General features: G+C 68.9%; 17 protein-coding genes and 2 pseudogenes. 8 read left to right on the top strand and 11 right to left on the bottom strand.

Annotation, left to right across the window (positions count from 1 at the left end; translation table 11 throughout):
- Positions 1 to 139: 139 nt before the first annotated feature.
- From ACFWAY_RS23615 to ACFWAY_RS23605, 3 genes and pseudogenes are all read left to right on the top strand, one after another.
- Positions 140 to 825, top strand: a pseudogene (locus ACFWAY_RS23615) (response regulator transcription factor).
- Positions 826 to 889: 64 nt separating this feature from the next.
- Positions 890 to 1,099 (top strand): annotated as a pseudogene (locus ACFWAY_RS23610) (sensor histidine kinase); the annotation flags it as partial.
- Between the two features lie 87 nt (positions 1,100 to 1,186).
- Positions 1,187 to 2,674: a DUF4153 domain-containing protein gene (locus ACFWAY_RS23605; RefSeq protein ID WP_378512374.1), complete on the top strand. Its 1,488-nt coding sequence runs from the start codon at positions 1,187 to 1,189 to the stop codon at positions 2,672 to 2,674.
- Positions 2,675 to 2,775: 101 nt separating this feature from the next.
- On the opposite strand, the gene ACFWAY_RS23600 is transcribed toward ACFWAY_RS23605, so the two are convergent.
- Positions 2,776 to 3,354, bottom strand: coding sequence for a TetR/AcrR family transcriptional regulator (locus ACFWAY_RS23600; protein WP_378512372.1), 579 nt, complete (start codon positions 3,352 to 3,354; stop codon positions 2,776 to 2,778).
- Between the two features lie 100 nt (positions 3,355 to 3,454).
- Here ACFWAY_RS23600 and ACFWAY_RS23595 point away from each other — a divergent pair, with 100 nt between their 5' ends.
- The gene (locus tag ACFWAY_RS23595) at positions 3,455 to 3,718 is read left to right on the top strand and encodes a 4-oxalocrotonate tautomerase family protein (RefSeq protein ID WP_378512371.1); all 264 of its coding nucleotides are present in this window, start codon (positions 3,455 to 3,457) and stop codon (positions 3,716 to 3,718) included.
- Positions 3,718 to 4,854, top strand: coding sequence for a zinc-binding dehydrogenase (locus ACFWAY_RS23590; RefSeq protein ID WP_378512370.1), 1,137 nt, complete (start codon positions 3,718 to 3,720; stop codon positions 4,852 to 4,854). The genes ACFWAY_RS23595 and ACFWAY_RS23590 overlap by 1 nt, the downstream gene beginning before the upstream one ends.
- Positions 4,855 to 4,870: 16 nt before the next feature.
- Here ACFWAY_RS23590 and ACFWAY_RS23585 read toward each other — a convergent pair whose 3' ends face one another.
- Genes ACFWAY_RS23585 through ACFWAY_RS23575 form a run of 3 tightly spaced genes read right to left on the bottom strand, consistent with a single transcriptional unit; the run spans position 4,871 to position 6,576 of the window.
- On the bottom strand, positions 4,871 to 5,053 hold the full coding sequence (locus tag ACFWAY_RS23585; RefSeq protein ID WP_378453226.1) for a hypothetical protein: 183 nt from the start codon (positions 5,051 to 5,053) through the stop codon (positions 4,871 to 4,873).
- A gap of 27 nt (positions 5,054 to 5,080) precedes the next feature.
- Positions 5,081 to 5,887 (bottom strand): ABC transporter ATP-binding protein, encoded by an 807-nt coding sequence (locus ACFWAY_RS23580; protein WP_378453227.1) that lies wholly within the window; start codon positions 5,885 to 5,887, stop codon positions 5,081 to 5,083.
- A complete protein-coding gene (locus ACFWAY_RS23575; protein WP_378512369.1) occupies positions 5,884 to 6,576 on the bottom strand; it encodes a FadR/GntR family transcriptional regulator in 693 nt (230 codons plus the stop codon). The genes ACFWAY_RS23580 and ACFWAY_RS23575 overlap by 4 nt, the downstream gene beginning before the upstream one ends.
- 94 nt (positions 6,577 to 6,670) lie before the next feature.
- On the opposite strand from ACFWAY_RS23575, the gene ACFWAY_RS23570 reads away from it, so the two are divergent.
- A complete protein-coding gene (locus ACFWAY_RS23570) occupies positions 6,671 to 7,132 on the top strand; it encodes a PPOX class F420-dependent oxidoreductase (RefSeq protein ID WP_378453229.1) in 462 nt (153 codons plus the stop codon).
- An 11-nt stretch (positions 7,133 to 7,143) separates the two neighbouring features.
- On the opposite strand, the gene ACFWAY_RS23565 is transcribed toward ACFWAY_RS23570, so the two are convergent.
- Genes ACFWAY_RS23565 through ACFWAY_RS23540 form a run of 6 tightly spaced genes read right to left on the bottom strand, consistent with a single transcriptional unit; the run spans position 7,144 to position 13,931 of the window.
- Positions 7,144 to 8,286 carry a CaiB/BaiF CoA transferase family protein gene (locus ACFWAY_RS23565; protein WP_378512368.1) on the bottom strand — a complete coding sequence of 381 codons (1,143 nt, stop codon included), beginning with the start codon at positions 8,284 to 8,286 and terminating at the stop codon, positions 7,144 to 7,146.
- Complete coding sequence (locus ACFWAY_RS23560) at positions 8,283 to 10,496, bottom strand: acyl-CoA dehydrogenase (protein ID WP_378512367.1); 2,214 nt, start codon at positions 10,494 to 10,496, stop codon at positions 8,283 to 8,285. Before ACFWAY_RS23560 ends, ACFWAY_RS23565 begins: the two co-directional genes overlap by 4 nt.
- An 11-nt stretch (positions 10,497 to 10,507) precedes the next feature.
- On the bottom strand, positions 10,508 to 11,377 hold the full coding sequence (locus tag ACFWAY_RS23555) for an SDR family oxidoreductase (RefSeq protein ID WP_378512366.1): 870 nt from the start codon (positions 11,375 to 11,377) through the stop codon (positions 10,508 to 10,510).
- A 10-nt stretch (positions 11,378 to 11,387) separates the two neighbouring features.
- Positions 11,388 to 12,263: a MaoC/PaaZ C-terminal domain-containing protein gene (locus ACFWAY_RS23550; RefSeq protein ID WP_378512365.1), complete on the bottom strand. Its 876-nt coding sequence runs from the start codon at positions 12,261 to 12,263 to the stop codon at positions 11,388 to 11,390.
- Between the two features lie 5 nt (positions 12,264 to 12,268).
- Positions 12,269 to 12,700: an SRPBCC family protein gene (locus ACFWAY_RS23545; protein ID WP_378453234.1), complete on the bottom strand. Its 432-nt coding sequence runs from the start codon at positions 12,698 to 12,700 to the stop codon at positions 12,269 to 12,271.
- A 46-nt stretch (positions 12,701 to 12,746) separates the two neighbouring features.
- Positions 12,747 to 13,931 (bottom strand): lipid-transfer protein, encoded by a 1,185-nt coding sequence (locus ACFWAY_RS23540; protein ID WP_378453235.1) that lies wholly within the window; start codon positions 13,929 to 13,931, stop codon positions 12,747 to 12,749.
- Positions 13,932 to 14,034: 103 nt separating this feature from the next.
- Between ACFWAY_RS23540 and ACFWAY_RS23535 the strand changes: the two genes are divergently transcribed.
- Positions 14,035 to 14,730 carry a TetR/AcrR family transcriptional regulator gene (locus ACFWAY_RS23535; RefSeq protein ID WP_378512364.1) on the top strand — a complete coding sequence of 232 codons (696 nt, stop codon included), beginning with the start codon at positions 14,035 to 14,037 and terminating at the stop codon, positions 14,728 to 14,730.
- A gap of 23 nt (positions 14,731 to 14,753) precedes the next feature.
- Positions 14,754 to 17,045, top strand: a complete 2,292-nt coding sequence (locus ACFWAY_RS23530; protein ID WP_378512363.1) for a serine/threonine-protein kinase — start codon at positions 14,754 to 14,756, stop codon at positions 17,043 to 17,045.
- Here the strand turns inward: ACFWAY_RS23530 and ACFWAY_RS23525 are convergent, their stop codons facing one another.
- Positions 17,046 to 18,308 carry an Nramp family divalent metal transporter gene (locus ACFWAY_RS23525; protein ID WP_378512362.1) on the bottom strand — a complete coding sequence of 421 codons (1,263 nt, stop codon included), beginning with the start codon at positions 18,306 to 18,308 and terminating at the stop codon, positions 17,046 to 17,048. It abuts the gene before it with no gap.
- Positions 18,309 to 18,364 lie beyond the last annotated feature (56 nt).

Here is an 18,364-nt window from a genome sequence, read left to right as displayed (position 1 = left end):
GCCGCCCAATCAACCGTGCCTAAAGCAGCCACCCCTCTAACAGCCAGTTAGAACGTGAGCAGCAAACCCGCGTCCTTCAGGACCGGGTAGTTGATAAGCTCTGACGGGGATCCGCACGTGCGCGCAATACAGTCGGGGAATGAGCCAGCGAAGAGTGCTCGTCGTCGACGACGAGGCGACGATCTGCGACGCGGTCGCGGCACGGTTGCGTGCGGAAGGCTTCGACGTCGTGACGGCATCGGACGGTCCCTCCGCCGTCGCGGAGTGTGAGGCCTCGTCACCCGACGTGCTGGTACTGGACGTGATGCTGCCGGGATTCGACGGCCTCGAGGTGTGCCGGCGCGTCCAGGCGTCGCGGCCCGTGCCGGTGCTGATGCTCACCGCGCGCGCCGACGAAACGGACATGCTGATCGGTCTCGGCGTGGGTGCCGACGACTACCTGAGCAAGCCGTTCAGCATGCGCGTGCTGGTGGCGCGGGTGCACGCGCTGCTGCGGCGGGCCGATCGTGCCACCGAGACCGTGCCGGCCGAGCGGGACGGACTGTCCGTCGGCGACATCGAGGTGGACCTCGTGGAGCGTCGCGTCCGGCGCGGCGCCGACGAAATTCATCTGGCACGAACCGAATTCGACCTTCTGGCCTATTTCGCCTCCCGACCGCGCGCGGCGATCGCACGGGAGTCGCTCCTCGCGGAGGTGCGGGGGTGGGGTGACGGGCGGGTAGCCGGACCGTCGACAGTCACGTCAAGGCGCTGCGCCGAAAACTCGGCGGCGACCTGATCCGGACCGTGCACGGAGTCGGCTACGCCCTGGACGTGCAGCGGTGAGCGCGGGCCGGATCCTGGACAGGATGCCCCGACCTCTCGATCCGCTGCGATCGTTCAAGGTGACGCCGATGGCGTGATCATCGAGGTGGAGGACGACGGCCCCGGTATCGCGCCAGGCGAGCGGTCGCGGGTGTTCGAGAGGTTCACCCGCGGCGGCTCCACTGACGGTGGGACCGGCCTCGGCCTCGCCATCGCCCGCTGGGCGGTCGATCTCCACGACGGCCGCATCGAGGTCGTCGACACGGCCGAAGGCTGCATCCGGGTGAGTCTGCCCGCCGCCCGAGTACCGATCCACAACCGGGACGCGACGTCCCGCGATGACGCCTGCCTTCATCCGGCAGCGACAACCAGGGAGGGAACCATGACCATCGCACCCCCACAACCCGCCACACCCACGTCGGGCGACTTCTGGCCGAGACGTGCCTGGCGCCGCGACCGGACGGCGATGGCTCCACGCCCGATCGTTCTCGCGGCGTTGGCAGCAGGCGTGGTCGCGGCGCTGACGCTGCAGGTCACGGTGGTCGGTCTCGGCTACGTCGTCACCGGCGCCGCGGTGGCGGTCGCGGTGTTCGCGACACGCAGGACGATGCCGACGGCTGCGCAATCCGTCGCACTCGTCGGCGCCCTCGCCCTGCTGGCGGTGCTCAGCGTGCGCGGTGCCGGGTGGCTGGCCGCGGTCTGTGTGGCGCTGAGCTGGGTGGTCGGATCGTTCGCCCTCGTCGGCGGACGCACGTGGACGGGGTTGGCAGCCGGGTCGTTCGCGCTGTGGTTCACGCCGCTGCGGGTCGCGCGGTGGACCCGTCGAGGCGCGAGGCGGTGGCGTTCGACCGGGACGGTGCCCGTGGGCCGGGCTCTCGGTGTCGCGGCCGTGACGGCCGTGCTGCTCCTGGTCTTCGGATCGCTGTTCGCCGGCGCGGACGCGGGTTTCGCCGCCTTGCTCGGGAGGGCCGTGCCGACCGTCCACGTGTCGAATCCGTTCGGACGGTTCGTGCTCGGCGTCCTGGTGTGCGGGGGCACCCTGGGGGCCGCGTACCTGCTGAGGCGAACGCCCCGGGTCGATGCACTCGCACCCAGGCCGGGGCGCCCGGTTGCCCGGTGGGAGTGGGCGTTTCCGCTGGCACTGCTGGATCTGTTGTTCCTCGGATTCGTCGCGGTGCAGTTGACGGTGCTGTTCGGTGGCAGCACGCACGTGCTGACCACGGCAGACCTGACGTATGCCGAGTATGCGCGACAGGGATTCTGGCAGTTGCTGGCGGTGACCGCGCTGACACTGGTGGTGATCGCCGTCGCGGTCCGGAAGGCGGCGCGAGTGGAGGTGGTGGATCGCGTCCTCGTGCGGGTGCTGCTCGGACTGCTCTGCGTGTTGACGCTCGTCGTCGTGGCCTCGGCGATCCACCGGATGTCGCTGTACGAGAACCAGTACGGGTACACGCGGTTGCGGGTGACGGTCTTGGTGACGGAACTGTGGCTGGGGTTGGTGTTCGTGTTGCTGATCGCTGCAGGCGTGCGGTTGTCGGGGCGGTGGTTGCCGCGTGCCGTCCTGGCCTCCGCGGTGGGTGGGGTGCTCCTCCTCGCCGCGCTCGATCCGGACGCGTACGTGGCCAGGAAGAACGTGGAGCGGTTCACCGAGACCGGGCGGATCGACGTGAGCTACCTCGGTTCGTTGTCCGTCGACGCCGTCCCCGCTCTCGATCGGCTGCCCGAACCGGAACGGTCGTGCGCCCTGTACCGACTCGACCGGCAGGTCAGGGGAGAGTCGGAGTGGTACGAGTACAACGCGGCACGCAGCCGCGCGAAGGAGTTGCTGGCCGCGCATCCCGTCGGCTCGTGTGAGCAGGTGAGGTCGTAGCGGCTCCCGCGCTGTTTGCGGACGGATTTGCTGGAATCACAGGCAATTGCGCGGGAATCCGGCCAATGTCCGTGCGGCTGTGGGGCGGACGAAGGCGCGCACTAATCGGTGACGGCGCGGATGAGGAACTCGAGCCTGGCGGTGGCCTGGTCGAGCGAGCGGGTGCTGCGTTCGGCGCGGCACATGGCCACGGTGCCTTCGATGGCGGCCACGATCAGGGTGGCGGTCTGTTCGGCAGCGGTGTCGGAGGCGCCGTGCGCGCGCAGCGACTCGGTGAGCAGCGCCGTCCAGTTCCCGAATGCGGCGGCGGCGGCCTGTAGGGGTGCTGCGTCGTCGTCGGCGGGGTCTTGCACGGACACACCCAGTACCGGACATCCTGCCCGAAATTCGCTGTCCACCAGCACTGCCCGCCACATGTCGACGAAGCCCCGCAGGCCGGCGACCGGTCCGGCAGAGAGTTCCTTGGCCAGCTTGCGCGCCGCGAGTGCGTCGGCGAACTGCACGGCCTCGACGGCGAGTTGGGACTTGCCGCCGGGGAAGTAGTGGTAGGTCGACCCGAACGGTGTTCCGGCGTGCTTGGCCAGTTCCCGCATACTGGTGGCATTCAGCCCACGGCGGCGGATCATGTCGGCCGCACCGGCCACCATTCGTTCCCGCGCTCCCGGACCCGTTTCGGTCATTCCCGCATCTCTCCCTTGCTCATGACGACTGTCATAGCGTACCGTCCTGCGATTATGACAGTCGTCATAGTGTTGGTGTGTGCGACGAACGGAGTCCGATATGCCGATGATCCAGCTGGACGACGACCTCCCGCGGGTCCGGGTGGACGTCACGGTGCCTGCCGGCGCACTGTCCGACCGACGCAGGCAGGGTTTGATCACCGAGGTGCCCGCGGACGTGCTGTCGGCGGCCGGGCTGGGCGAGAGTGACGGACTGCGTGTGTGGGTTCTCGTCCACGAGGAACCCGAAGGAACCTGGGGTGCGGCCGGGCACGTCGTCCGCTTCAGTGAACTGGCCGCCCTGGCTCGGGAGCAGCGCGGCTGATGCGGGAACTGACCTTTCTCCGCGCCGGACACCTGGAATGGCGCGATCGCCCCGAACCGTGCCTGCAGGACCCCACCGACGCGATCGTGCGTCCGTTCGTCGCGGGCCGCTGCGACGGCGACACCCTGCCCGTTCACCGCCGGGTCTCCCGCGCCATGCAAGTTGGGCTGCGCACCGGGCTCATCGACCCAGTTGTCGGCTGCATCTGCGGACCGGTCCCGTTCCAGGGGCCGTTCGCGATCGGACACGAATGCATCGCGGAGGTCGTCGACACCGGATCTGCCGTCAGCGATGTACAACGCGGCGATATCGTAGTGGTGCCCTGGGCGGTCTCGTGCGGCAGCTGTCGCGAATGCCGCCGAGGCCTCACCGCGAAATGTGCGAGCACCCGCACCAGCACGCTGGCCGCGTTCGGGTTCGGGCCGGCCAGTGGCACGTGGGGTGGCATGGTCGCCGACCGGCTCCGCATCCCGTATGCGGACCACATGCTCGTCCGTGTTCCCGGCGATATCGACCCGCTCCGTGTCGCCGCGGCCAGTGACAACCTCGCCGACGCCTGGCGCTGCATCGTCCCACCCCTCACCCGGCAGCCCGGCGGCTCCGTCCTCGTCCTCGGGGGCGCCGGGCAGAGCATCGGCCTCTATGCCGCCGGTCTTGCCGTCGCGCACGGCGCGGAGGTGGTCGACTACGTCGACTCACGGCCGGAACGCCTCGAGATCGCCGAAAAGCTCGGAGCACGAGTCCATCCCGTGACACACAAGGGTGCACTCCGGGCCTCGGACATTCCCGGGCGCCGCTACGACGTCACCGTGGAAGCGTCGTCGACCGCCGCCGGCGTCGACATCGGGTTGCGCGCGCTCGAACCCGGAGGGATCTGCACACCCGTCGGGTACTACCTGCCGCGGGGCACCAAGGTTCCGCTGATGCACATGTACGCCAACGACGCCATCTTGAAGATCGGCGTCTCCCACGTCCGGCCCGTCCTGCCCGAACTCCTCGACTTCGTCTCCCGCACCGGGTTTCCCGCCGAGCATGTCACCACCATGCTCGCCGACTGGGACGACGCCCCGGCCGCCTATACCGCCCGCACCACCAAACTCGTCCTCCACAGGCCGCGCCTCGGGGTCGGCAACTGATGCGCCGGCTACCCACTCACGACAGGTCGCGGAACGTCATGACGAAGCCGGCCATTGCGGCGAGCACGGCCAGGATGTAGACCGGTACCTGCACCCAGACGGGTGCGGTGCGGTTCGCGATCATCGCCGCCGCCAGTGCGACGACGATGAGCACCACACCGTAGAACGGGGTGCGCTGAGGGTGGTCGCCTCGTGCCATACCCACCAGTGTGCACCGCGTCGGCGGCTATCCGACCGCCTCGGGCACCCGCGTCTGCGCGACCCACCGGCCGCGTTGCCGGGTGATCTCGATCGGGTGGTCGAAGCATTCGCTGATGTGCTCGGTGGTGAGAACGTCCGCGACGGGGCCCTGTGCGATCACCCGGCCGTCGCGGATGAGGACGGCGTGGGTGGTGGTGGTGGGGATTTCCTCGAGGTGGTGGGTGACGAGGATGCTGGCGAGGCTCGGGTACGTTTCGCGCAGTTCGTCGAGTGCGGTGAGGAGTTGTTCTCGCGCAGCCAGATCCAGGCCGGTGGCGGGCTCGTCGAGCAGGAGGAGTTGCGGCTCGGCCATGAGGGCCCGCGCGATCAGGGCCCGTCCGCGTTCGCCCTGGGACAGGTTGGGCCACAGGGCATCCGCATGCTTCTGCATGCCGAGGGAAGCGATGAGCTCGTCGGCCCGGGCGACCTGGCCGGCGGTCGGTGACCACCTCGGCACGAACTCGGGTGTGTTGGTGAGGCCGGTGAGCACGACGTCGCGCACGGTCAGCGGCGCGTCGATCCGGTGTCGCGGGTTCACGTGCCCGATGTGGGCGCGCAACTCGCGCATGTCGACTCGCCCCAGCTGATGGCCGAGGACGTGGACGGTGCCGTGGGTCGGGTGCGCGAAAGCGCCGAGCATGCTCAGCAGCGTGCTCTTGCCCGCACCGTTCGCGCCGAGCAGCACCCAGTGCTGTCCGCGTTCGATGCGGAGGGTGATGTCGCTGAGCAGATACCGTCCGCTCCGCACGAGGTCGACGTGGTCGGTGCTGACGACCGAGTTCGGGGTGGTCACTGATGTTCGCCTTTCCGCAGAATCGACATGGTCGGATCGAGGTTGGCGGCGGTGGCGGCGACGGCCGCCTCGGCATCGCCTGCTTCCAGCGCGCGAACCAGGTCGTCGTGTGCGCAGCTGGTGTCGGGTCTGCCGGGTTCGTGGTCGACGAGTTCGGCGAGCGCGTCGACGAGGAGCGGCCGGATCGAATCGAACAGGGCGGACAGGATCGAGTTGCCGGCGATCTCCAGGATCGCGGCGTGGAAGTCGAGGTCGGCCGCGACGAACACGGCGGTCGACTCGGTGGTGCTGTCGTGCCGGGCCGACAGCTGCTCTCGCAGTCGCCGAAGATCCTCGGGGCGTGCACGTTCCGCGGCGAGCCGGGCGGCCTCGATCTCGAGGGCGCGCCGCACCTCGTACACCTCGAGCAGACGGGCGCGGCGCAGCAGCTTCTCGAGTCCCGCACCGCCCGTGGGTGGCCCGGCGACGAACGTGCCGACGCCGTGCCGCACGTCGAGCAGGCCGTCGCGGGCGAGCAGCCGGACGGCCTCGCGCACGGAGGAGCGGCCGACGCCGAGTTCGGTGGCCAGTTCGGCCTCGCTGGGGATGCGACTGCCGAGCGTCCACCGGCCTTCGCGGATCCACGCGGTGAGGACTTCCTCGAGCTGGGGAACCAGCGGTCCGCTGCGGAGGGTGTGACGTCCGGCCATTCGGCGACGCTAGCACAGTCCTCAGACGTCTGAGGACTGCGGTGGAGCCTATGGTGAACCGGAGAGAACCAACGCAGCAGAGGAGAGGTGCACCATGGCCATCGCCACCGCAGACCGTGTCACGCGGGAAGAGTTGCTCGAGTTCGTCCGTCCGCGCCATCGCAGCGTGCTGATCACCCGGAAGCGCTCCGGCGGTTTGCAGATCTCCCCGGTCACGTCGGGACTCGACTCGGAAGGCCGGATCGTCGTCTCCACCTACCCGCAGCGCGCCAAGGCCGCGAACGTGCGACACGATTCCGCCGTGAACGTGTGCGTGCTCTCCGACGAGTTCAACGGCGCCTACGTGCAGATCGACGGCACGGCCGAGGTACTGGATATGCCCGACGCACTCGAGCCGCTGGTGGAGTACTTCCGCGGCATCTCCGGCGAGCATCCCGACTGGGACGAGTACCGGGACGCCATGCGGAAGCAGAACAAGAGCCTGATCCGGATCACCATCGAGGAGTGGGGACCCATCGCGACCGGTGGCTTCCCGCCGGACGCCGATCGCGGATAGGTCCCCGTCACCTACTCGACGGCACCCGCCGAGCGCAGGTGCTCGATGCCCGCCGCGTCGTAACCGGCCTGCGCGAGGATCGCATCGGTGTCCTGCCCGGGCCGCGGGGCCGGCCGGGGAACGGGCGCCGGGGTGCGGCTGAAGCGCGGTGCCGGTGCGGGCTGGCGGATGCCACCCACCTCGACGAACGTCTCCCGCTCCTTGTTGTGGGGGTGCTCGTGCGCCTCCCACGGCGAGAGGACGGGCGACACGCACGCGTCGGAATCGGCGAAGAGTGCCGCCCATTCGTCCCGCGGTCGGGTCGCGAACACCTCGGCGAGGCGCTTCTTCAGTTCCGGCGCCGTATCGAGGTCGTACTGCAACGGCAGTTCCTCGCTGCTCAACCCCAGCACGTCGAGGAGTTCACCGTAGAAGTGCGGTTCGACGCACCCGACCGCCACGTGCAGACCGTCGGCGCACTCGTAGGTGTCGTAGAACGCGGCGGCCCCGTCGAGGACGTTCTGCCCGCGACCCTCCTGCCACAGCCCGGCGGCGTTCATGCCGTGGACGAACGCCGTCAGCAGCGCCGCGCCGTCGACCATCGACGCGTCCACCACCTGTCCGCGGCCCGACCGGGAACGCTCGTGCAGCGCGGCCAGGATTCCCATCGTCAACATCAGGCCGCCACCGCCGAAGTCGCCCAACAGGTTCAGTGGCGGCACCGGCCGCTCGCCGGCGCGCCCGATGGGTTCGAGCGCGCCCGCGAGCGCGATGTAGTTGATGTCGTGCCCGGCCCGCGGTGCGAGGGGTCCGTCCTGGCCCCAGCCGGTCATGCGCCCGTAGATCAGACCGGGGTTGCGGGACAGGCAGTCGTCGGGGCCGATGCCCAAGCGTTCCGTGACGCCGGGACGGAAGCCTTCGACGAGGATGTCGGCGCCTTCGACGAGTGTCAGAACGGCCTCGAGGCCCTCCGGAGTCCGCAGGTTCGCGGCGATCGACCGTCGTCCGCGGTCGAGCACACCGGACGGCGCCATCAGCCCGGTGCCGCCGTCGCCGGCCCGCTCGACGCGGATCACGTCCGCGCCGAGGTCGGCGAGGATCATGCACCCGAACGGGGCGGGCGCGAGGCTCGCGATCTCGACGACGGTCAGCCCGCTCAGCGGTCCGCCGGTCACGACATCCCCTGCGCGTCGCGGGGCAGTCCGAGCATGCGTTCCCCGATCACGTTGAGCTGCACCTCGGTGGTGCCGCCGTAGATGGTGGTGGCGCGGCCGGCGATCAACTGCTCCATCGCCTTGTCGCTCGGCTCCCCGGGAATGCTCACGGCGCCCGCCGCCCCCAGTTCGGCGACGACGAATTCGGCGATCGACTGTCCGAGCCCCATGCCCAGCAGCTTCCCGACGCTCGACGTGGTGCTCACGTCCGCCCCCGACAGTTGCTTCAGCACGATCCGTGAGCCGATCAGATCGATTGCCTGGCTCTCGGCCACCAGTTCGCCGACGCGGAAACGTGCCAGCGGGCCGAGGTCCCGGCCGCGGGCGAACTGCAGCAGATCCTTGTCGGTGGCGTAGGCCTCCATTTTCTGGCTCAGGGCCACCCGCTCGCCCGCGAGGGTCGTGCGGGCCACGTTCCAGCCGTCGTTCACGGTCCCGACCACGTTCTCGTCCGGGATGAACACGCCGTCGAGGAAGACCTCGTTGAACAGGGCCGACCCGGTCATCTCGCGCAGCGGCCGGACGGTGACCCCCGGCGTCGACATGTCCAGCACGAAGTACGTGATGCCCTCGTGTTTCGGCTTGGACGGGTCGGTGCGGGCGATCAGCATCGCCCAGTCGGAGAACTGTGCCACCGTGGTCCAGATCTTCTGGCCGGACACCGTCCAGCCGCCGTCGACCTTCTCGGCCTTCGTCGTCAGCGACGCCAGGTCGGAACCGGCCCCCGGTTCGCTGAACAGCTGGCACCACACCAGATCTCCGCGCAGCGTGGGAACGGCGAGATCCCGCTTCTGCGCGTCCGTGCCGTGGGCGACGACGGCCTGCACCGCCCAGCCGCCCATCAGCAGCTGCGGCATCGGGATGCCGGCTGCCTTGATCTCCTGGGCGATGACGATCTGCTCGAGCGGGGACGCGCTGCGCCCGTACGGTTTCGGCAGGTGTGGCTGCACCCAGCCGCCGTCGCCGAGGGCGATCAGCTGGTCGTCCTCGGCGAGGTCGACCAGCGGGGCGAGTTCCACCCGCACCTCGGTGCGGATCGCTTCGGCATCGCCGGGCAGTTCCAGTTCGGAGGTGCGGGCGGTGCCTGCGAGGGACTGGTCGGCCACCCGAGTGGCCCGCTCCTCGCGGGTGCCGAGGAGCCCCCGGATGGCCAGCGCCCGGCGGTAGTACAGGTGCGCGTCGTGCTCCCAGGTGAATCCGATGCCGCCGTGGACCTGGATGCAGTCCTGTGCGCACTGCACCGCGGCATCGGGAACGACGACGGCGGCGATGTCCGCGGCGAAATCGGCGGTGTCGTCGCCGTTGTCGAGGGCGGAGGCGGCATCCCATAAGACGGCGCGCGCCTTCTCCAGGGCGATGCCCATGTGGGCGCATTTGTGCTTGACGCCCTGGAACTGGCCGATCGGACGCCCGAACTGCACCCGCGTCTTCGCGTACTCGGATGCGGTGGACACGCACCACGACATCACGCCGATCGCCTCGGCACCGAGGACGACGGTGGCGACGGACCGGACGCGCTGCTCGCTCAACCCGTCGAGGATCCGGTCGGCGCCCACCTGGACGGCGTCGGCGGCGATCCGTGCCGAACCGCGGACCACGTCGATGCTGTCCTGCACCGTGACGGTGACGTCCGCGGAATCGACGACGGCCCAGCGGACGTCGTCGCCGACGGTGATCGGGAGTAGCACAATGTCGGCGTGTTCACCGCCGAGAACGGCGTCCGCGACACCGGTGACGCGGTATCCGCCCTCGCGCGCCGACGCGTCGAGTGGTCGGCCCAACGCGACTGCGGCGGTGTGTGATCCGTCGAGGAGACCGGGCATCAGTTCGATGCCGACCTTGGAATCCGCGGCCGCCACGAGGGCGGCGGACAGCGCGGTCGGGACGAACGGGCCCGGAGCGGCCGTCCACCCCAGCGCTTCGAGCGCCACCGCCAACGTGAGGAGCCCGGCGCCGTGACCGCCCTTGTCCTCGGGGATGTGCAGTCCCAGCAGGTCCTGGCTCACGAGTGCATCCCAGAACGGCGGGAACTTGTCCTCGCTCGTGGACTCGACCGCGGACCGGACGTGATCGGAGGTGATGGTGCGTTCGGCGAATGCGCGGACCGAGTCGGCGAGGGCCCGGTGTTCCCCGGTCAGCCCGAGCCCGAGCTCGTACGTGTTCTTGGCCATGTCGGGGCCCTTCAGCCGAGCCGGTCGGCGAGGTCGGCGACGGTCCACGGGCCGTCACTCTCGATGGTCGTGACGTCGTGCCAGCCGGCGAGCTCGGAGATGGCCCCGCCCTGCACGGCGAACACCTTGCCGGTGATCTTGCAGTTCGCGTCGGCGAGACGAGCGACGAGCGGAGAGATGTTGGCGGGGCTGAATGCGTCGAACTCGCCCTCCGGCACGTCCTCGGCGAACAGCGCGCCCATTCCCGGTGTGGCCAGCGTGAGCCGGGTGCGGGCGATCGGGGCGATCGCGTTGACCCGGACGCCGTAGCGTTCGAGCTCGTCCGCGGCGACCAGGGTGAGTGCGGCGATGCCCGCCTTCGCGGCACCGTAGTTGCCCTGGCCCGCGTTGGGCATGAACGTGCCCGACGCGGACGCGGTGTTGATCACGGACGCGTTCACGGTCTCGCCGGCCTTGGTCTGTGCCTTCCAGTACGCCGCCGCGTGGTGCAGGGTGGCGGCGTGGCCCTTGAGATGCACGGCGATGACGGCGTCCCACTGGCTTTCGGTCATGCCCGCGATGAAGGCGTCCCGCAGGATGCCCGCGTTGTTGACCAGGACGTCGAGTCGGCCGAACTCGCTCACCGCTTGGTTGACGAGTCCTTCGGCGCCGTCCCAGGACGCGACGTTGTCGGTGTTCGCGACTGCCCTGCCGCCCGCGGCGACGATCTCGTCGACGACCTGCTGCGCCGGGCCCGCGTCCGCGCCGGTGCCGTCGTTCGCGCCGCCGAGGTCGTTGACGACGACGGCAGCGCCCTCACGGGCGAAGAGCAGTGCGTGCTCCCGGCCGATTCCGCGTCCGGCGCCGGTGACGATGGCCACCCGTCCGTCGAATGTTCCCATGTGCCTACTCCTAGGTTTCTGTGTCCGCGATGACGGCGAGGCCGTCCTTGATGACCAGCTCGTCGCCGACGGTGGTCTCGTAGGCGTACGACGTTGCCCCGCCCGTGGACTCGGCGACCTGCCGGAACTGCGTGGCGATGTCCTGGCCGGGCAGGACGGGTTTCGCGAACCGCACCGCGAGTCGTCGCAGGCGTTCGACCCTGCCGTCGGTGAGTTCGGTGAGCGCCGCCCACGACGTGAACGCCATGGTGCACAGGCCGTGGTTGATGATTCCGGGAAGTCCGGACATCCGGGCGATCTCGTCGTCCAGGTGGATCGGCATCGGATCACCGGAGGCGGGCGAGTACCGGAACGTCTGGTCGTCGTCGATGTGCTGGGTGATCGACGCCGCCGGGGCCTGCCCGCGTAGGGACTCGTCGAACCGGTGCGCGGGTGCCCGGTCACCGAGACCGGCCCCCGCATCGACCTTTCGGAAGAACGCCGTCATCCACTGCTCGTTGACCAGTTCACCGTCTTCCGTCGTGGTTTCGACGTAGACGACGACGGTGGAGCCGTTGTCCCGGCCCTCGAATCCGATCGGCTTCGCGCGGACCACGAGGTTGTCGCCGGGGCGGATCGGACGGTGGAAGTGGAAATCCTGCTCCCCGTGCACCAGCTTCATGAGCAGTTCGACCGGGGCGACGGACAATGCCGCCGGCGCCATCGACGTGAACGCGGGGACCACCGCGAACACCGGGGGCGCGACCTCGCCTGCGAGGTGGCGTTCGATGGGATCGTTGGTGGCCGCGGCGTATTCGGCGATGCGCTCGGCGGTGACCTCGAACCGGTGCGGATCGGTCCACTCGCCGAGGCCGCTCGTGTCGAATTCGACTGTGGGGGTGGTCATGCAGATCAGCCCACCATGTCGGCGAACCCGGCCAGGGACGTCTCCAGATCCGCCTTGGCGTTCTTGGCGACGGCCTTGCCGATGGGGCCGACGATCATCGTGCCGGTGAAGCTCGCGTCGATGATCGCCTTGGATCCGGCGCCGTCCGGCTCGACCTTCAGCGTGAATTCGACGGTCACCCCCGCCATGCCGGTGCCGGAGATCTTGACCATCTCGGGCACCTGCACCTCGGTGACGGTCCACTCGATCTTGTTGGCCATGCCCATCACGGAGACGACCTCGGTGAACTTCGATCCGAGTGCCACCTCGGCCGGGATCTCGCTCTTCCACGACTGGTGGATGGTGAGCCACTCTTCCCAGCGGGACAGGTCGGAGAGCGCGTCCCACGCCTTGTCGGGGGAGGCGGGCAGGGACGCTGCGACGGAAACGGAAGCCATGATGTACTCCTGGTGTTCGAGGTGAAAGAAATTGTGAGAGAGAAAATTAGAGTGCGCGGTAGGCGGTGACGACGACTGCGCCACCGAGCCCGATGTTGTGCTGGAGGGCGACCGCGGCGCCGCCGACCTGACGCTTGTCGGCCGTGCCGCGGAGTTGCCAGGTGAGTTCGCTGCACTGGGCGAGTCCGGTGGCGCCGAGCGGGTGTCCCTTGGAGATGAGACCGCCGGACGGGTTGACCACCCAGCGTCCGCCGTACGTGGTGTCGTCGTTGTCGACGAGTTTGCCGCCCTCGCCCTCGCCGCACAGGCCGAGCGCCTCGTAGGTCAGCAGTTCGTTGGTGGAGAAGCAGTCGTGGAGTTCGATGACGTCGATGTCGTCCGGTCCGATGCCCGCCTGTTCGTACACGCGGGCCGCGGCGGTTCGGGTCATGTCCGCGCCGACCAGGCTGATCGCGCTCCGGTCCTCGAACGTGCTCGGGAGGTCGGTGACCATGGACTGGCCGACAATCTCCACGGCCTGCCCGGCGAGGTCGTGCTTGTCGACGAACTCCTCGCTCACGACGACGACGGCACCGGAGCCGTCCGAGGTGGGGGAGCACTGCAGTTTGGTGAGGGGCCCGTAGATCGGCTTCGAGCCGAGGATCTCGTCGAGCGTGTACTCGTCCTGGAACTGGGCGTACGGGTTGTTCTGTGAGTGGCGGTGGTTCTTCACGCCGATCTTGGCGAACTGTTCCGCCGTGGTCCCGAAGCGTTCCATGTGTTCCTTGCCCGCGGCGCCGAACATGTACGGGGCCGGCGGCATCGCGAACTCCTGAAGCTCGGCGAGGGCGAGGAGGTGGCGCATCATCGGCTGTTCTCGGTCGTCGTACGTGGACCCGAGCGAACCGGCCTGCATCTTCTCGAAGCCCAGCGCGAGTGCACAGTCGACCTGACCGCTCCGGACGGCCTGCGTGGCGAGGAAGAGCGCGGTCGACCCCGTCGAACAGTTGTTGTTGACGTTCACGATGGGAATGCCGGTGAGGCCGAGTTCGTAGACGGCCCGCTGTCCCGACGTGGACTCGCCGTACACGTATCCGACGTACGCGTGCTCCACGAGCCCGTACTCGATCCCGGCGTCCTCGAGTGCCCTGCCACCGGCCTCACGCGCCATGTCGGGGTAGTCCCACTCGCGTGCACCCGGCTTCTCGAACTTCGTCATCCCGACGCCGACGACGAACACCCTGTTACCCATTGCGGCTCCCTGAGTCCGGAGAAATGTGTGTGTAACACCCTGTCTCACCAAAGTATGTGAGACAGCGTGTCCAGTCAACAGTCGGATGGGTAACGTGTGCGTGATGCCGGACAAAGTGGAAACCGCCGCGTCGCCCCAGGGCGACGGCCGCGCCACGCGCTGGGAGGACCACAAGGCGGAACGCCGAAGCCGGATTCTCGAAGCCGCGATGGACGCCATCAACGAGGACGGTCCCGACGTGGGCGTCCAGCAGATCGCGAACCGGGCCGACGTGCCACGGTCGGTGGTCTACCGGATCTTCACCGATCGCGGCGACCTCGACGAGCAGTTGCGCGGACGCATCATCGAACGACTGATGGCAGACCTCGCGCCCACATTGACGCCGGAGGGGACCGTGGGCGAGGCGATCGCGCGCGCGGTCGAGACGTACCTGCGGTGGATCGTGGAATATCCACGGCTCCACCAGTTCCTCGGTACCGGGTCGCCGAGCAGGCGCACGACCGGCTCGCGTGTGGTGACGGGAACGAAGACCGCGATCGCGCTTCAGCTGTCGGGTCTACTCGCGACGGTCCTCGACACGGTGGCCGGCAATTCGGATCTGGCCGAGTCGCTGGCCTTCGGGTTGGTGGGACTCGTGGATGCCAGCGTCAACCGGTGGCTGAGCAACCCGCAGTCGGCGCTCGGCAGCGACGAGTTCGCCGAGTTCCTCGAAGTGTCGATCTGGCAAGTGCTGCACGGCAATCTGGCGCGAATCGGCGTCACAATCGACCCGTCGACCCCGGTGTCGGAACTGCAGTAGTCCGCTGGGCGTGGCCAGCTACCATGGCTTGCATGCCCTCCCGGCGAGGTTCACCGGCCGCTTCCGAGCAGGCCTGGGTGTCGGACACGGCGGTCGGCGACGCCGTCGCGCGCTTCGCCAGTGCCTGGGAGTCCTCGGCGTCCGCGCCCGATCTGGTCGCCTACCTGCCCGCGTCTCCCGCGCTCCGCCGCGTCACGCTCATCGAACTGGTGAAGATCGACCTGGAGAACCGCTGGCTGCGCGGGGACCACCCGAAGCGGCTCACCGAATACTGTGAGGAGTTGCCCGAACTGCGGCGGTGGCCGTTGCCGCCGGACCTGCTGTACGAGGAGTTCCACATCCGGCGGCGCAGCGGGGAGTCGGTCGAGGCGAGCGAATACACGCAGAATTTTCCCGGTCAGGCCGGTCAGCTCGACGAACTGCTCGGCACCGGCGAGTACCAGAGCACCTCGCTCCACCACGGCGAGAACACCCCGACGGTGTCTGCGGGAAGCGCAGGCACCCTCGACGATCTCGAGGTGGGCCGGCGGATCGACGACTTCGACCTGATGACCGGTCTCGGCCGGGGCGCGTTCGCGCGGGTGTTCCTCGCCCGGCAGCGGTCGCTGCAGAGACTGGTCGCGGTGAAGATCTCGCAGGATCGCGGCACCGAGCCGCAGACCCTGGCCCAGTTCGATCACGACTACATCGTCCGGGTCTTCGATCAACGACTCCTCGCGGGCCGCGACCTGCGACTGCTGTACATGCAGTACGTGCCGGGGGGAACCTTGCTCGAGGTGGTCGGGCGGGTCCGTGAGACTCCGCCGGAATCGCGCAGCGGCGCCGTGCTGCTGGACGCGATCGACCGGGCCCTGGTGGGCCGGGGCGAGATCCGGCCCAGCGAATCCGGCGTGCGTCAGGAGATCGCGACGCTGACCTGGCCCGAGACGGTCGCCTGGCTCGGCCGCCGGCTCGCGCAGGCGCTCGATTACGCCGGCAGGCACGGCGTCCTCCACCGCGACGTCAAACCGGCAAACGTGTTGCTGACGGCCGAGGGCGTCCCGAAGCTCGCCGACTTCAACATCAGTTTCAGCCGCAATGTCGCCGGGTCGAGTCCGGTCGCGTACTTCGGCGGCTCGCTGGCCTACATGTCACCCGAACAGCTCGAGGCGATCCACCCGGACCGGCCGGGCACACCCGGCGATCTCGACACCCGCAGCGACCTGTATTCGCTCGGTGTCGTTCTCTGGGAATTGCTGACCGGCAGAAGACCTTTCGACGACAGCGACGCCGAACTGCACTCCCACCCGCCCGGCGACCGCACCACTCTCGACGCGATGCTCGCGCGGCGGCGCGGACCCGACGAACCGGCCGCCGACGCGCTGCCCGCCGACTGCCCGAACGCGCTGCGGCGGGTGTTGCTGAAATCCCTGGCGCCGGAACCGAAGGATCGGTTCTCCTCCGGTGCCGAACTCGCCCAGCAACTCGACGTCTGCCTCGACGCGCACGCCCGCGACCTGGTCGATCCGCCGCCGGGAAGCTGGCGGCTGCGGATGCGGCGGTGGACGCACCTGATCATGTTCCTGGCCATCGCAGTTCCCAATCTGCTGGCGATCCTCTACAGCTACCAGCACAACAGCACCCTGATCATCAGCAAGCTGCCGCCCGCCGCGCAGGAGAGCTTCGAGCGGATCACCCGGATCGACTACACGGTCGCGTTCCTCATCGGAGCCGTGGGCACGGTGTCGATGGTGATCTACCTGACGGTGGTGGCCGGCGGCCTGCGCCGGGGGAGGGTGTACACCGGCGCCCAACTCGCCCGCGCCCGCCGGGACACCCTGCTGCTCGGTCAGCGGTGCGCACTGCTCTGCCTCGGTCTGTGGATCGTCAGCGGCCTCGTCGTGCCGATCACGTTGGAGGTGAGCGGCAGTCAGGTTCCGTGGAACACGATCGTCCACTTCACCGCCTCTCAGCTCGTCTGCGGAGCGATCGCGGTGGTCTACCCGTTCTTCTTCGTGAACTTCTACGCCGTCCGCTGCCTCTATCCGGTGTTTCTGCGGCACGGCGAGATCAGTGCGTCCGACGCCCGGATGTTGAAGCGGCTGGGGCGCCGCAGCACGTTCTTCCTCGCCGCGGCCGCCGCCGTGCCGCTGCTCGGAATCGCGGGGGCCACGTTCATTCCCCCGGAGGACCTGCCCCGGGTGATCGTCGCGCTCCGCGTGCTGTGCGTCGGCAGTGTCGTCGCGTTCGTCGGGGCCTACTGGATGTTCCGGATGCTGTCCGAGGACCTGCAGGCGCTGCACCGGGTCGTGTCCGGTGCGCCGCGGCACGAGTGATCAGGTCGAACCCGTGAACGTCAGCCACAGCAGCGACACGTTGAGCACGACGATCAGCGACGCGGCCACCCAGGCGGCGACCGTGGTGGCCGTCGCGTTGCGGTGGACGCCCATCAGGTCGCGGCTCGACGTCATCCGTACGAGTGGAATCACCGCGAACGGGATGCACAGGCTGAGAACCACCTGACTGAGGACGAGCGCGAAGGTGGGATCGACGCCGATCGCCAGCACGACCAGTGCGGGGATGAGGGTGACCACCCGGCGCAACAACAGTGGGATGCGCATCGACAGCAGGCCGTACATGATCTCGGAGCCGGCGGCGCAGCCGATCGACGTGGAGGCCAGGCCGGAAGCCAGCAGGCCGACGGCGAAGACGACGGCGACGGTGGGGCCGAGCGAACTCTGAATGGCGGCGTGTGCGCCGTCGATCGAATCGGTGCCGGGAATGCCGCGCAGGGCCGAGGCGGCGAGAAGCAGCATGCCGATGTTCACCGCGCCCGCCACGATCAGCGCACCGACCACGTCCCACTTGGTCACCCGCAGCAGTCGCGCGAGGCGGGGACCTTCCAGGTCGTTCCCGTGCCGGTCGCGGGCGAGAGCGGAATGGAGGTAGATCGCATGCGGCATCACGGTGGCACCGAGCATGCTGGCGGCGAGCAGCACCGTCTCGGTGCCCTCGAAACGCGGCACGAGACCGGTGAGCGCCTCCGTGCCCGACACGTCGGTGAACGCGAGACCGGTGAGGAACCCGACGGTGATGATCGTCAGGAGTCCCATCACTACGAACTCGAACGTCCGCTGACCGCGGCGGCTCTGGATCGACAGAATGCCCATCGACACGACGCCCGTGATCAGGCCTCCGATGAAGAGCGGGACGCCGAACAGGAGATTGAGTGCGATCGCTCCGCCGATCACCTCGGCGAGGTCGGTGGCGATCGCCATCGCCTCCGCCTGCAGCCAGAACGCGCGGCGGTTGCCGGTCCGGAGGCGGGTCCCCAGCATCTCAGGCAGTGACTTGCCGGTGACCAGCCCGAGTTTCGCGGACAGGTACTGCACCAGCACGGCCATGGCGTTGGCGAGCACGAGGACCCAGACGAGCAGGTACCCGTACTTCGCGCCCGCGGTGAGGTTGGCGGCCACGTTTCCGGGGTCGACGTACGCGATGGCCGCCACGAAGGCGGGCCCGAGGAGCGCGACCGTTCGGAGATTGCCCTTTCGGGGCGCGCGGTGCGGGAGGAGAGGGCGGGGGGCCTCGATGCTCACGGAGCTCCTGATCGTGGTCGCGTGGATCTACCTGCTGATTCGTATCTCCGCACTAT

It is taken from the genome of Rhodococcus sp. NPDC059968 (assembly GCF_042738615.1).
GTDB lineage: Bacteria > Actinomycetota > Actinomycetes > Mycobacteriales > Mycobacteriaceae > Rhodococcus_F.
Note: the sequence above shows the minus strand (reverse complement) of the source record. Positions and strands in the feature narration are given on the sequence as shown.

Coding starts and splice junctions, on each gene's coding strand:
- ACFWAY_RS23605 (WP_378512374.1), top strand. CDS start 1,187: ATGACCATCGCACCCCCACAACCCGCCACACCCACGTCGGGCGACTTC.
- ACFWAY_RS23600 (WP_378512372.1), bottom strand. CDS start 3,354: ATGACCGAAACGGGTCCGGGAGCGCGGGAACGAATGGTGGCCGGTGCG.
- ACFWAY_RS23595 (WP_378512371.1), top strand. CDS start 3,455: ATGCCGATGATCCAGCTGGACGACGACCTCCCGCGGGTCCGGGTGGAC.
- ACFWAY_RS23590 (WP_378512370.1), top strand. CDS start 3,718: ATGCGGGAACTGACCTTTCTCCGCGCCGGACACCTGGAATGGCGCGAT.
- ACFWAY_RS23585 (WP_378453226.1), bottom strand. CDS start 5,053: ATGGCACGAGGCGACCACCCTCAGCGCACCCCGTTCTACGGTGTGGTG.
- ACFWAY_RS23575 (WP_378512369.1), bottom strand. CDS start 6,576: ATGGCCGGACGTCACACCCTCCGCAGCGGACCGCTGGTTCCCCAGCTC.
- ACFWAY_RS23570 (WP_378453229.1), top strand. CDS start 6,671: ATGGCCATCGCCACCGCAGACCGTGTCACGCGGGAAGAGTTGCTCGAG.
- ACFWAY_RS23560 (WP_378512367.1), bottom strand. CDS start 10,496: ATGGCCAAGAACACGTACGAGCTCGGGCTCGGGCTGACCGGGGAACAC.
- ACFWAY_RS23555 (WP_378512366.1), bottom strand. CDS start 11,377: ATGGGAACATTCGACGGACGGGTGGCCATCGTCACCGGCGCCGGACGC.
- ACFWAY_RS23550 (WP_378512365.1), bottom strand. CDS start 12,263: ATGACCACCCCCACAGTCGAATTCGACACGAGCGGCCTCGGCGAGTGG.
- ACFWAY_RS23545 (WP_378453234.1), bottom strand. CDS start 12,700: ATGGCTTCCGTTTCCGTCGCAGCGTCCCTGCCCGCCTCCCCCGACAAG.
- ACFWAY_RS23540 (WP_378453235.1), bottom strand. CDS start 13,931: ATGGGTAACAGGGTGTTCGTCGTCGGCGTCGGGATGACGAAGTTCGAG.
- ACFWAY_RS23535 (WP_378512364.1), top strand. CDS start 14,035: ATGCCGGACAAAGTGGAAACCGCCGCGTCGCCCCAGGGCGACGGCCGC.
- ACFWAY_RS23530 (WP_378512363.1), top strand. CDS start 14,754: ATGGCTTGCATGCCCTCCCGGCGAGGTTCACCGGCCGCTTCCGAGCAG.